General features: G+C 39.4%; 13 protein-coding genes. 12 read left to right on the forward strand and 1 reads right to left on the reverse strand.

The annotated features are described in order from the left end of the window. Window positions 1–300 precede the first annotated feature (300 nt). Window positions 301–594: a hypothetical protein gene (locus A5482_RS10275; protein ID WP_242411868.1), complete on the forward strand. Its 294-nt coding sequence runs from the start codon at window positions 301–303 to the stop codon at window positions 592–594. Window positions 595–667: 73 nt separating this feature from the next. Here A5482_RS10275 and ribBA read toward each other — a convergent pair whose 3' ends face one another. Beyond that, complete coding sequence (gene ribBA / locus A5482_RS10280) at window positions 668–2,329, reverse strand: bifunctional 3,4-dihydroxy-2-butanone-4-phosphate synthase/GTP cyclohydrolase II (RefSeq protein WP_069789476.1); 1,662 nt, start codon at window positions 2,327–2,329, stop codon at window positions 668–670. Window positions 2,330–2,618: 289 nt separating this feature from the next. Between ribBA and plsX the strand changes: the two genes are divergently transcribed. From plsX to A5482_RS10335, 11 genes are all read left to right on the forward strand, one after another. Further along, the gene (plsX, locus tag A5482_RS10285; RefSeq protein ID WP_069789477.1) at window positions 2,619–3,677 is read left to right on the forward strand and encodes a phosphate acyltransferase PlsX; all 1,059 of its coding nucleotides are present in this window, start codon (window positions 2,619–2,621) and stop codon (window positions 3,675–3,677) included. A 27-nt stretch (window positions 3,678–3,704) separates the two neighbouring features. After that, complete coding sequence (locus A5482_RS10290; protein ID WP_242411869.1) at window positions 3,705–4,724, forward strand: beta-ketoacyl-ACP synthase III; 1,020 nt, start codon at window positions 3,705–3,707, stop codon at window positions 4,722–4,724. Between the two features lie 61 nt (window positions 4,725–4,785). Continuing rightward, the gene (locus A5482_RS10295) at window positions 4,786–5,526 is read left to right on the forward strand and encodes a glycosyltransferase family 2 protein (RefSeq protein ID WP_069789478.1); all 741 of its coding nucleotides are present in this window, start codon (window positions 4,786–4,788) and stop codon (window positions 5,524–5,526) included. After that, window positions 5,519–6,319 carry a galactosyltransferase-related protein gene (locus A5482_RS10300; RefSeq protein WP_069789479.1) on the forward strand — a complete coding sequence of 267 codons (801 nt, stop codon included), beginning with the start codon at window positions 5,519–5,521 and terminating at the stop codon, window positions 6,317–6,319. Before A5482_RS10295 ends, A5482_RS10300 begins: the two co-directional genes overlap by 8 nt. A 202-nt stretch (window positions 6,320–6,521) precedes the next feature. After that, a complete protein-coding gene (locus A5482_RS10305; protein WP_069789480.1) occupies window positions 6,522–7,154 on the forward strand; it encodes a helix-turn-helix domain-containing protein in 633 nt (210 codons plus the stop codon). A gap of 104 nt (window positions 7,155–7,258) precedes the next feature. Further along, the gene (locus A5482_RS10310) at window positions 7,259–7,735 is read left to right on the forward strand and encodes a hypothetical protein (RefSeq protein ID WP_141712640.1); all 477 of its coding nucleotides are present in this window, start codon (window positions 7,259–7,261) and stop codon (window positions 7,733–7,735) included. Between the two features lie 442 nt (window positions 7,736–8,177). Beyond that, complete coding sequence (locus A5482_RS10315) at window positions 8,178–9,215, forward strand: hemerythrin domain-containing protein (protein WP_069789481.1); 1,038 nt, start codon at window positions 8,178–8,180, stop codon at window positions 9,213–9,215. A gap of 70 nt (window positions 9,216–9,285) precedes the next feature. Further along, entirely contained in the window at window positions 9,286–10,005 is a 720-nt protein-coding gene (locus tag A5482_RS10320; RefSeq protein ID WP_069789482.1) for a hypothetical protein, read from the forward strand. Between the two features lie 94 nt (window positions 10,006–10,099). Beyond that, on the forward strand, window positions 10,100–11,623 hold the full coding sequence (locus A5482_RS10325; RefSeq protein WP_069789483.1) for an FAD-dependent oxidoreductase: 1,524 nt from the start codon (window positions 10,100–10,102) through the stop codon (window positions 11,621–11,623). 52 nt (window positions 11,624–11,675) lie between these two features. After that, window positions 11,676–11,948, forward strand: a complete 273-nt coding sequence (locus tag A5482_RS10330) for a hypothetical protein (RefSeq protein ID WP_069789484.1) — start codon at window positions 11,676–11,678, stop codon at window positions 11,946–11,948. Between the two features lie 66 nt (window positions 11,949–12,014). Beyond that, window positions 12,015–13,061, forward strand: coding sequence for an iron-containing redox enzyme family protein (locus A5482_RS10335; protein ID WP_242411870.1), 1,047 nt, complete (start codon window positions 12,015–12,017; stop codon window positions 13,059–13,061). The last annotated feature ends 7 nt before the right edge of the window (window positions 13,062–13,068 follow it).

The raw sequence follows: 13,068 nt of genomic DNA on the forward strand, positions 1-13,068 counted from the left end.
TGCTCCCCCTAAATCCCTCTTAATAAGGGGGACTTGAGAATAATAAATGTATCTCATAATTATACAAAACGCTATATCTAAATTTAGTAATGTTATTAGTCTTTTAAGGGTATTATTCAGTAAAGGCTTAATTTTTTTGAAGTTAACGAAAGTTTTCTCTTATTTTCCATTGCTACAGTGAGTTTAACCTCTTTGAAATATCCTTTTCACTAACAAAATAATCAAGTAACAGTGATGATTAAAAAACTATTATCCATAGGATCTTTAACTGCAATTTTATCGGTTTCATTGTCACCACAGATGGCACAAGCTAAAGAGGCTACCTGTGTTATTAGAGGAGAAAATAATCAAGTGGTTTTTCGTGATAAGTGCAACTTTAATCAGTATGGCGGTAATGGCAGTTTTTGGATCGAGGCTAAGTCTGGATTAATTTACGGAAGAGAGTCGATTAGTGTTTATATCACCAGTCCAGGGGTAGCAGAAGTTTCTGGTTTAACCACTGGTGGCATTAGCTCCCGTTGGGGTACTGCAAGGCGATCGCAATCTGACCGTGCTTGTTGGGTTGGTGTTGGTTTTACTATTTGCGCTTATTAGTAGAATAAAGATTAAGACAGGAGGCAACTGTTACGGTACTGTTTTCGTGTCAATCCTCCCCTTTAGTTTTTTATCAAACCTTGTTCCATTGATAAATGGTTTGTGGTTGTAGTGTGGGGGCTAGTTTGGTGATGGATGTTTCGGGAGATATTTGTTCTCTCTCTAAACGCACCTGTAAGCCTAACATGGGGTCTTCTCCTTCTGCTATCAAAAATTGCATTTTTACCAGATCTTTCCCTTTGCTGAGGGTTTCAATGATGCTGAGGATACTTTTTAGGTAGGGATGATTATGATTTTTGTACCATCCATGTTCTACCATGGCAGGTTTATCAAAACCAAGGTGTAATATCATGGTTGGTTGGCTAAAAAGGGCGATCGCCACGGGTCTTGTTTCCTCCTGTGTTACGAAATTATTACTACGAATTAGATGACGGAGTTTTTCTAACTTCTCATAACGAGCAGTGGGAGACTGGCTATTTTCCCAAGTAATGGCGATGCTACACAAAAAAGTTTGTAATAGTAAATGACCTAACTTTTCCGCCTTGGTGTTGAGATAATTAAAGTTATAATCATTGGCTTCAATAAACAAAGGCAGACGCTCCACAATATCGATGCCATAGCCTTTCAACCCTGCAATTTTTCGAGGATTATTAGTAATCAGACGAATATTTTTAATGCCCAAATCATTAAGAATCTGAGCCCCCATACCGTAATCCCTTAAATCTGGGGGAAAACCTAATTTTTCGTTGGCCTCCACCGTATCAAAACCCATATCCTGAAGGGTATAGGCTTTTAACTTATTCACTAAACCGATACCCCTGCCCTCCTGACGCAGATATACCACCACCCCTAAACCTGCATTTTCGATCATCTTCAAGGCCGCTTGTAGTTGCATCCGACAATCACAACGCAAAGAGCCTAAAGCATCCCCAGTCAAGCATTCCGAGTGCATCCGCACCATAACGGGTTGATCCTTAAACTCCTCAATATTTCCCTTCACAATGGCGATATGCTCTGTTTTATCAAGGGCATTACCATAGGCGTAAATTTGAAAATCCCCAAACTGACTAGGGAAATTACAAACGGTTTCCCGATATACAAAACGATCATGTTTGAGGCGATAACTAATTAAGTCTGCAATGCTAATCAGTTTTAAATCATGTTTTTGGGCATATTTATATAATTCTGGTAAACGAGACATACTACCATCAGGGTTTTGAATTTCACAAATTACCCCCGCAGGGTACAAACCCCCTAAACGGGATAAATCCACCGCCGCTTCCGTATGCCCTGCCCTTTTGAGAACACCACCCTGGCGCGATCGCAACGGGAAAATATGCCCCGGCCGTCCCAAATCTTCGGGGCTAGTGGTAGGATTAATGGCAATTTGAATGGTTTTAGCTCGATCTTCTGCCGAGATGCCCGTAGTAACCCCTAAATGTTTTGCCCCATCAATACTCACCGTAAAAGCCGTTTGATTGCTGTCGGTGTTTTTTGTCACCATCAGGGGTAAATCCAACTCGTCTAAACGTTCTCCCGTCATGGCTAAACAGATTAATCCCCTAGCCTCTACAGCCATAAAATTAATCATATCTGGGGTAGCAAACTGAGCCGCACAGATTAAATCCCCTTCATTTTCCCTATTCTCATCATCCACAACAACTATACAACGCCCTGCTTTAATGTCGGCGATCGCCTCTTCTACGGTATTAAAGGTAATATTTTCTGTGGTCACAACAGCTTTTTTTTCCTGATTATTCTTAATCCTATTCTAATGAGATTTTGTATCAACTTGCACAAATCAAGGGAAAATAATCAACCACCAATAATAACAACCATGTCCCATTCTTTTCCCTCCAAACCACCGTAATCCGCAAACAAATGGATTAGATCAAGCAAGAAAGACAAAAATGATATATGATGCTGTTAAATATAAAAAACAAAAGTTACCCTTACAATCCCCAAACAGGAATCTAGGGTAAACATGATATAATTTTGAAGATTTTAACCCAATAAACTGAGCAATGGCATCAACACGAGCAAAAATAGCGGTGGACGCAATGGGCGGAGATAGAGGCCCGGGAGTAATTGTTGCTGGGGCTATCAGAGCGGCCGCAGAATTGGACATAGACGTTCTCTTGGTAGGAGATCCGCAAATCATCGAAACCGAACTGGCAAACCATGATGGAGCTAATATTTCCAATATTGAAATAGTACCCTCAGAAGGGCTTGTTTCTATGGATGAAGGTGCCTTAACGGGGGTTCGTCGTAAGCCGAAAGCGTCTATTAATGTCGCCATGAAACTGGTAAAAGAAAAACGCGCTCAGGGGGTTGTTTCCGCAGGACATTCAGGGGCAGCTATGGCGGCAGCTTCTCTTTCTTTGGGAAGAATCAAAGGTATTGATCGTCCAGCCATTGGAGCCGTATTCCCCACTATGTATGCCAATAAGTCGGTAATTGTTTTGGATGTGGGTGCCAATGTGGATTGTAAACCCAAATATTTGGAACAGTTTGCCGTGATGGGTACTATTTATAGTAAGTATGTATTAGAAGTAGAAGAACCCAAGGTGGGATTAGTCAACATCGGAGAAGAAGCCAAAAAGGGCAATGAGTTGGCAAAGGAAACCTATAAACTCTTGAGCAATAATCCTGCCGTTCCTTTTGCGGGTAATGCCGAAGGCAGAGATGTTTTATCGGGGGATTTTGACGTAATTGTTTGTGATGGATTTGTGGGTAATGTTCTGCTCAAGTTTGCGGAGGCAGTGGGCGAGATTATGCTACAAATTATCAAAGAGGAATTACCCTCGGGGGTTAGGGGTAAGGTTGGTTCCGCTGTTCTCAAGCCTAATTTAAAACGAATTAAACAAAGAATTGATCATGCCGAGCATGGGGGAGCGTTATTGTTAGGAGTTCCTGCGGTGTGTATCATCAGCCATGGTAGTTCGCAAGCTCCTTCTATTTTTAACGCCATTCGGGTAGCCAAAGAAGCCATTGATCATGAAATTGTCGATCGCATTCAGCACTATCAAACGGGTGGCTCGTTGGGTAAAAGTGATAGTTTGGTATCAGAAGTTAAAGAGTAGTAAAGTAAGTTATAAGGAGATAAGTCATTGCAATCGGTTAAGGAGTCGGCTATTAACGCCAAAAATGGCATCACAATTATTGGTAGTGGTTCAGCCATTGCTAATCAGGTGATTAGTAATGAAGATTTGAGTCAGATAGTCGATACTTCCGATGATTGGATTAGTTCTCGTACGGGTATTAAACAGCGTCATATTGCCACTTCAACTACCCTGAGTGAGTTGGCAGCCCAAGCAGGACAAAAGGCGATCGCCAATGCCCATCTAACACCCCTCGATATTGATTTAATTATTCTGGCTACCTCCACCCCCGATGATTTATTTGGTAGTGCGGGGCAGGTACAAAACCTTATCGGTGCAACCCGTGCGGTGGCTTTTGATTTAACGGCAGCCTGTTCAGGCTTTGTCTTCTCCTTAGTTACAGCTTCTCAGTTTATCCGTAATGGGGTATATCAAAATGTCCTCGTTATCGGCGCCGATTGTCTTTCCCGTTGGGTGGACTGGGGCGATCGTACTACCTGTGTACTATTTGGAGATGGTGCAGGGGCGGTAGTGTGTCAGGGAAGCGGAGAAAAAGACAACCTTCTTGGCTTTGAAATGTGCAGTAATGGGGCATTGAATAATACCCTCAATCTTTCCTATCAGGGCAACTTACAAGACATTGGCGAAGACAAAAAAATTAACCACGGTAGTTTTAGTAACATCACCATGAATGGTAGAGAAGTATATCGCTTTGCCGTGAATAAAGTACCTGAAGTGATTGAAAAAGCTCTCTTCAGAGCAAATTTAACCACCGATGATGTTGATTGGCTAATTCTTCACCAAGCCAACAAAAGAATCATTGATGCGGTAGCTAGTCGTTTAAAAATTCCCGAAAATAGAGTTATTAGTAACCTCCAAAATTACGGCAACACCTCAGCTGCCTCCATTCCCCTTGCCCTTGATGAAGCCTTGAAAGAAGGTAAAATTAAATCAGGAGATGTGGTTGCAGTGTCAGGTTTTGGGGCCGGATTGAGTTGGGGGGCTTCTATCTTCCGTTGGGGAAATTAATGATACGAAGATTAATTTTTTTGTATAATTAAGAAGTCCTAAAGCACTGGACCAGTGGCTAATGAAAAATGAACTTACCTTAGTCATATCCTATAGACAAAGACAATTAGCATTTTATTCCTTTTATAGTTGGTTTACTTCTCTTGATTGTGAATTAGAAGACTTACCAGAAGTAATCTTTATTGAGAGTGATAAAAAACCTAATTTAGCTATCCAAGAAAAGCTAGAAAAAATAGGAATAAAGTATTTTTATGTCCAAAATAATAGTGTATTTCACAAAACTTCACTGTTAAATCATGGACTTAATTTAGTTGATACTAAATTTTTGATGGCTTTTGATATTGATTTAATTCCTTATAGAAATAGTCTTTTACGCCATTTAGAAATAGCCAAAAAATCTTCTTCATTTTTAGTGACGGGTTATCGTTTGATGGCACCACAGCCATTTATCGATAATAAAAGTGATTTAGATTCTATTATAGTGCGAAGTGCGATCGCCCCTGAAGATGAATCTAGCGCCCTAAAAAAACACCTTACTAGCCATGAAAAATTTGGAGTGCTTCCCCTCTTCCGTACCGAAGAATTAAAAAAAATTGGTGGTTGGGACGAAAACTTTATTGGTTGGGGAGGAGAAGATCAAGATATTATCCAAAGATACTGTAGTTTAGGTTATACCCTTTGTCGAGTGCCAGACTTATTATATCTACATCTTCATCACAACCATAATCAAGATTGGTATTCTCCAGAAATTATTAACAAAAATAGGGAATATTACTACCGTAAATATAAGGATAATGAATAATAGTCTTGAAGTATTAATACCCCTTAAACAACGAGTAAGTATTAATAAAACTATTCTTAGTTTACTAGAAATCAAAGAAATAAGTCTAATAACTATTTTATCAGGGGATATAAAATCAAATATTGATGACAAGATAAAAAACAATTCAAAACTAAGAATTATTAATTGTTCCCAGTATCCCTTTAGTAAAACAACCTATTTAAATTATGGTATCAAAAATAGTGTCGGTGACATCTTGCTTATGTCCGATGCCGATATAATTTGGAACCAAAATACGATTACAAGTATTTATACAACTATAAATAATAACCTTCACAAATCCCTTATTGTTTATATTCAAGAAGTAAAAGAAACCGACATAGATAACAACGCCCTCAAGCGTCCTCGTCTTAAGCCTACGGTGACAAAAGTGGGTAATAAGATTCACATAAACATAGTAAAAGAATTATCGCCATTAAAACGCCCTGGGTGTGGATTGATTTGTGCGACCAAAAATAATTTACTGTCTCTTGGGGGTTATAATGAGCAACTCAAAGAATGGGGATGGGAAGATCAAGATTTATTGATTAGGGCTAATATTTTGGGATATGCCATAAAATCTATGGGGGCAGTGTCACATCAAAGTCACGGAGATGATGTGAGAAACTTGTCTCAAAAATCTCTTCTCATAACTCGTAATCGTAATATAGCCATTTCTAACCAAATGATTTTAGCCCGAAAGTTTTACGGTAGTTTAAGAGAAGAAATTGCCCTTATCTCTAATGATATTTTGATTACCGTTGAGGAGATATAAGTAAGTAGGCATAATTAAATCGATTTAAGCAAGGGGTTTAAACCCCTTGTTTATAAGAGTCTTAATAAAATAAGAGCTATAATTAATTGCGCCAACCTACTTATTGACATTTGCAAATGAATAAAATAAAAATAATTCAAACAGGTTTTAATGTAAGGTATTTGCCAAAAATATTGCTAACATATACACAAAAACAACGGCTATGATAAATTCACAAAAAACAGAGCAAATAACGACTCTATCCAAATTGATACAGGATGCTAAATTTTCCCATTATCTGGATTTTAGCCGTAAGACGGGGATTTCTGAGTTAACTTTACATCGTATTGATTGTGGATTGATAGATCAAATTCCTCTCAAATATATAAAAACTATAGCGAGGGAGTTAAATTTATCGTTGGAAGATTTTTTAAACCACATAGACGGGAAATTCTCAGATTCATCTACTACGCAGACTTCCACAAATGGAGATGATAATTTACGGGTTCAGATAACCCAAGAGGTGCAACAGGGGGTTATGGACACCTTAGAGTCGTTATTATTGCAGTTGCCGACTTTAGTTAAGGTGGTAGAAAAAAAACCTGATTTACCTGCTTCTCGTTTGATTCCTTTACTTAAACCTTTGAATAATTTGCTATCTGGTTGGGATATAAAGGCGATCGCCCCAGTGGGTGCTATAGTAAAGTATGATCCTCAACAACACGAATTAATGGCAACAACCCAAGAAAAGGTTGAAAAAGTAGAAATTCGTTATGTAGGCTATCGTCAAAAAGACAAATTGCTATATCGTGCCAAAGTAAGCCCCGTAGAAACAAAAATTGAAGAAGGTAATTAAATCAAAAAGTGTAAATTTCCGTAATGTAGTATTCGGAATGTACTCCTATAGCTTTGTTAAAGGAAAATGGTATGCTCAGAAACGAAGACACATGAGGAATTCTTATGGAACTTTTATTACAAATTACCGCAGAAACTAGCCACTTTCCCGTCACAGCGGTGTCAGTGCTAATTGTGGGATTTATTGCTGTTATCGGTGTAGCCTCTTTTACTTGGTCTAAATCTAAGGAGTCCACAGACAACACAAGCTCGACAAATACTCAATCTGTTGACGATTCTCCCCAAGAAAAGAAAGACAAGTCTGCTAACTATGATCGTAACATCATCTCTGCAGAAACCGCAGCCCGAATGGAGAGAGAAGGAGGAGACTTTAAAAATGTTCCTGAATCTGATGACGATAATACAGGAGGTTATACTGTCAGCCGAGAAGGATTAGTCAATAATTATGCCGTTGAGCCTGAAATGTATGTGGAAGAGCGCGGAGACTTAAGGGAAAAACAAGAGGCTGAAAAACAAGAAAGAGCGGAAGAATTAAAGGAAATAAATAGTGAAGACGGAGATAAAGGAGTCGGGATTATCTAGTTTTAAAGTTACTTAGAAAACGTAAAAAATTCAACCTTTTTCACTCTGCCCTTTGGGCAAGAATGGGGGAGGTTTTTTTCATGGGACAAAAACAAAATGTTACTTAATTATGGTGTGAAATATTATGTAAATTACAATTAATATCTAAGTAGGTTGGCGAAATTAATTATAGCTATTATTTTATTAAGACTCTTATGAACAAGGGGTTTAAACCCCTTGCCTAAATCGATTTAATTATGCCTACTTACTTAACATTTTAACTATTATTCCATTGCCCATCTGAATTAAAAATGATCTTACCAAGAAATTAATTGGGATGCTCCTTATTACACTTTGTTTCAAAGTTAATCAAATGAATCAAATCATTCAGGAAATAAAACATACCAGTGTAAGAATCCCGTATAGAGAATACTATCTCTTAACTATAAAGGAGCAATCGCCAATGTCGATAACACTAGAAGATAATAAACGCAAGGCCATAGCAGTCAAATTAGCAGACATGAAAGCGACTCAGAATCTGCTCATTGCTAATGACCAAGCCCTAGTTGAAATGTGTCGAGATCAAGAAATTTCTAATCGTTTAGAAGGTTTTCTTAAAGATGATCAAAAGAATTTAGGCATCATTGATACCGTGATCATTCAATATGGCATTAAGGCTGAACCCAAACCCTCGATGGTGAAAGAAATAAAAGAGATCGAGATGATGATGAAAGATGCTGAAATTTCTTTATTTGAAAAGATGGCAAAGCATGAACTACTCAAGCATACCCAATCTATCGCAGGAATTCTGGTTCATAAAGCAGGTCAAGTGGTTGGGGCTGATATTGCCGTGGCGATCGCCCCTTTAAATGCAGTAAATTTTGAGAATCGGGGTCACGAAGAGCAATTAAAAGGAATGATGGAATGTCTAAGCACCCTAGAACTGACGGGTAAGCCTTCGGACAAGGGATTATGGTCAAGGGTACAAGATAGCCTCGCGGCCCTGAGTGGTATTGCTGGGGGCATCATAAGCCATACTGATGATGAAATAAGTATCTGTGACTTGATTCGGTTAGATCATACTAAAGTAAATACCCTCTTTGGTCAGATAAAAGCAACGAATAATCCTCAAAAACTAGAAGAATATTTTGGGCAGGTTTACCAAGACTTGTCTGCCCATTCCCAAGCGGAAGAAAAAGTAGTTTATCCTATGGTGCATCCCTATTCTGAAGATGTTCAACAACTATACGATGAACAAACCCAAATGAAACAAATGCTTGAACAGATTAAAGCCATGAATTGTGAAGATACAGCGGCATTTAAAGCAGCCATTGAAAATTTAATGGATGTAGTAAAAGCCCATGTGTCAGAGGAAGAAAAAGATATGTTTCCTCTTATTCAAAATAATTTGGGTGACGAACAACAAAAACAACTAGCCACGGACTTTAAAACCGCCAAAAGCCAAATTCAGGATCAGCGACTAGTCGCTGCTTCTCATTAAATTTTCCAAGAACTTATGCCCTCGTAAGTTCTGTTAGTCAACTTATTCTTAAATTACAGGAGCAAATATCATGGTTTATACTAATCGACCTTTAGAAACTGATTCAGACCGACGAGTTAATAATACAAGACAATTTGGCGATCGCATTAATTGGGGTGCAATCATCGCCGGATTAGTAATAGCAATCAGCGCCCAGTTATTACTCAGTGGCATAGGTGCTGCCATGGGATTAACTAGCATTGCTGGTTCCGATGCCCCTCGCTCCAATGCCGGTGGAGTGGCTCAAGCTGTAGGCATCTGGGCTATTATTAGTCTGTTTATTTCTTTATTTTTAGGGGGCTGGATAACTGCACGAGCTTATGGCTCTGTCAATAACAACACTGCCATGCTTAATGGTGCGGTACTTTGGGCAACAACCCTTGTGATAAGTTCTTGGCTTCTAGCCAGTGGAGTATCTGGTACTTTTGGTTTACTTGCAAATAATGCGGATATTATCGCTGACCAAGCACCACAAAGTGGGATTATTATGCCTGGTGAGAGTGGATATCCGAACGATTCTTCTGGAACGACCATAGATCCTAATTCTCCATCTGGAACACAGGATTCTATGCCAAATTTAAGTGCAGACCAAACACGAGATATTGCTGGTAATGCGGCAAAAGCTGGTTGGACTTTTACTTTTGGAGCTTTTTTGGGATTAGCTGCTGCCTTAATTGGTGCCAATGTGGGCGCTCGTAATGTCCATACCAACAGACGGGAGTCTAATGAAGAATATCAAGCCCAATCCTAAATCATTTATTTATGAAATTAAGATTGGCCGGGGCGAACAATTTTCGCCCTAGCTTTTGTCACCAATCATTTATCCCACAACTACCAAAATACCCATGAGTACTTTAACTGACAAACAGACTTCTTTTTGGATTGATTCTACTCCTAAAACATCCTACCCTTCTCTGGAAAATAATATTTCTGTTGATGTTGCCATTGTGGGAGCGGGGATTGTGGGTTTAACTGCCGCAATACTGTTAAAACGTGCTGGAAAGACAGTGGCAGTGATTGAGTCAAGAGAAATTGTCACAGGTGTAACTGGTTATACCACTGCCAAAATAACATCATTACATCAATTGATCTATGCTGATTTAATTAAAGAAATCGGTGAACAAAAGGCACGACTCTATGCGGAATCAAATCAAATGGCTATTGAGTGGATTGCTCAATTGGTAGAACAAGAACAAATTTATTGTGATTTTAGCCGCCAAAGTGCCTATACTTTTGCAGAACCAGACGGGGAGCTAGATAAAATTAAAGACGAAGTGAATGCGGCTCTTAAGCTAGGACTTCCTGCTACCCTTGTTCAAGAAACATCACTACCATTTACGATCGCAGGAGCCATCAAACTCGAGAATCAGGCTCAGTTTCATGTTCGTAAATATCTACTCCATCTTGCTAGAAATATTCTTGGCAACGGAAGTCATATATTTGAAAAGACAAGGGTTGAAAAGGTTGACGAAAAAGATAATCTTTGTCAAATTGTTACTAATCAGGGAATAATAGAGGCTCAAGATGTCATTGTTGCCACAAATCTACCGATCCTCGATCAAGGACTGTTTTTCGCCAAAACCTATCCCAAACGCTCCTATATCATTGGTGCGATAATTGATCCTGCAAAAGCACCCCAAGGAATGTATATCGGCAGTGGCAAAAATTCCCATTCCATTCGCACGACACCCTATGAGGATGGATTACTTCTGTTAGTGGGCGGTGAAGGACATAAAGTCGGTACTGTGAATGACACCAAAAAACTTTACCAAAACTTAGAAACTTACGCCCGAAATCACTTTGGCATTGATTCGTTTGCCTATCGTTGGTCAAATCAAGATATGACGTCCTTTGATAAGCTACCCTTTATTGGCAAACTTACTCCCTTCAATAATCATATTTATGTCGCCACAGGATTTAGCCTTTGGGGAATGTCGAAGGGTACAATGGCTGGAATACTACTTTCAGACTTAGTTCTAGGGAAAGAGAATCCCTACACAGAGTTATATGATGCCACTCGTGCCACCCCATTTTTAGACCCAGAATTGATTAAAAGTAATATTGATGTTGCTTCTCGGTGGGTGGGCGATCGCCTTAAAGGTATTCAGCATTCCTCTTTTGCGGAGGTTAGCAAGGGTGAAGGGAAACTAATAACCATTGACGATGAAAAGGTGGCCGCTTATCGAGATGAGGAGGGAAAAGTTCATGCTGTTTCTGCTGTGTGTCCGCACCTCGCCTGTATTGTGAGTTGGAACAATGGCGAAAAGAGTTGGGATTGTGCTTGTCACGGTTCTCGGTTTGGCTGCGACGGCAAGCTAATCCAAGGCCCTGCGGTAAAAGACTTGGAAAAAATACTTGACGAAGGGTAAACTTTCTGTTTTTCTCAATCCTATAAACTTTATTAAAGGAAAGGATAAATTCATGGGAAATACCTTACTCAATCAAATTTTTCACGATGACCAAGGCAACATTGTCATCGCCCAACCACCAAATTTACCCCTTATTGTGGGGATGGTCGCCAGTTTATTAAGGCTAATTCTGACCACGGGTAGAGTTAATATCGCACTAGATTTAATCGCTTTCGGTTCTTTATTTACTTGGGCTTGGCAAGAATTATTTCAAGGAGTAAATTACTTTCGTCGGGCATTAGGTTTGGTGGTACTAACTGCTTTGATGGCTGGGAAACTTTTATAATTTTGCTCACCCTATTCCCCATTCCCTCAAATGCAAATTAAGACAAAAGTCGATACCCCATTACCTATGGTGAAAATATCTAGTTATCAGGAGGCCGAGCAACAATTTTGTTGGCTTTTGACACTGGATGGTTTAAGCCAACGGGTAAAACAACAACCTTCTCTGAGTAAAGACTTTGAAGAATTTGTTTCTTTAGCTTTAATAGAAGCATATACCGTAAACCCAAACACAGAACAAGCAAACTGTTTTTTACAGCGGTTGCTCTATCGAATTAATCGGCTCAAGTTCTTTTGGTATGATGCTTTAGAGTCTTATAACAATGAGCATTCTAACTATATCAAAAATCTGTGCGATCGCATCGAGTCTGTGTGGCAAACATGGGAATATACCCAAATTGATCTAAACATTATCAAGCAATTAAACGTTCAAAAAGCTCTCCAAGAACGAGCAAATCTTGACCTAAATCCACCCTTATCAGTAGCAAAACGTTATCTACGAGAAGACATGGACTTAGAGGGCTATCGAGTATTATTGGCGATCGCCTCTTTGGATGGATTAGTAGAAGCAAGTCGTCTTTCTCGTATTTTGGGCGGTGCCAGTAACGAAATTCAAGCAACCTTGATTCGGGTACTCCTAGAAGAATATGGTAACGGTCGCCTGGCGAAAAAACACTCTACTTTCTTTGCCCAAATGATGGGCGAATTAGGTCTAAAGACTGAACCAGAAGCCTATTTTGATCTTGTCCCTTGGGAAGTTTTAGCCAGTATTAATCACAATTTTTTATTAACAGAGCGAAAACGAAATTTTCTTCGCTATAACGGTGGACTAACCTATTTTGAAATAGCAGGACCAGCAATTTATACAGATTATATGCAAGCGGCGCAACGATTGGGGCTTTCCGATGGGGCTATGGGTTATTGGGAGTTGCACATTCGTGAAGATGAACGCCACGGACAATGGATGCTGACTGATGTTGCTCTGCCCCTAGCCGATAAATATCCCGATGATGCTTGGGAATTAGTCCTCGGTTATGACCAAGAAAAATTACTTGGCGATCGCGCTGCTGCTGCGGTTATGGTTTTAATTCAAAATGCCAAATCATTCCAAATTTAAAGGAAAT

Origin of the sequence: Cyanobacterium sp. IPPAS B-1200 (assembly GCF_001747005.2) — a bacterium.
Lineage (GTDB): Bacteria > Cyanobacteriota > Cyanobacteriia > Cyanobacteriales > Cyanobacteriaceae > Cyanobacterium.

Coding starts and splice junctions, on each gene's coding strand:
- A5482_RS10275 (WP_242411868.1), top strand. CDS start 301: ATGGCACAAGCTAAAGAGGCTACCTGTGTTATTAGAGGAGAAAATAAT.
- plsX (WP_069789477.1), top strand. CDS start 2,619: ATGGCATCAACACGAGCAAAAATAGCGGTGGACGCAATGGGCGGAGAT.
- A5482_RS10295 (WP_069789478.1), top strand. CDS start 4,786: ATGAAAAATGAACTTACCTTAGTCATATCCTATAGACAAAGACAATTA.
- A5482_RS10300 (WP_069789479.1), top strand. CDS start 5,519: ATGAATAATAGTCTTGAAGTATTAATACCCCTTAAACAACGAGTAAGT.
- A5482_RS10305 (WP_069789480.1), top strand. CDS start 6,522: ATGATAAATTCACAAAAAACAGAGCAAATAACGACTCTATCCAAATTG.
- A5482_RS10310 (WP_141712640.1), top strand. CDS start 7,259: ATGGAACTTTTATTACAAATTACCGCAGAAACTAGCCACTTTCCCGTC.
- A5482_RS10315 (WP_069789481.1), top strand. CDS start 8,178: ATGTCGATAACACTAGAAGATAATAAACGCAAGGCCATAGCAGTCAAA.
- A5482_RS10320 (WP_069789482.1), top strand. CDS start 9,286: ATGGTTTATACTAATCGACCTTTAGAAACTGATTCAGACCGACGAGTT.
- A5482_RS10325 (WP_069789483.1), top strand. CDS start 10,100: ATGAGTACTTTAACTGACAAACAGACTTCTTTTTGGATTGATTCTACT.
- A5482_RS10330 (WP_069789484.1), top strand. CDS start 11,676: ATGGGAAATACCTTACTCAATCAAATTTTTCACGATGACCAAGGCAAC.
- A5482_RS10335 (WP_242411870.1), top strand. CDS start 12,015: ATGGTGAAAATATCTAGTTATCAGGAGGCCGAGCAACAATTTTGTTGG.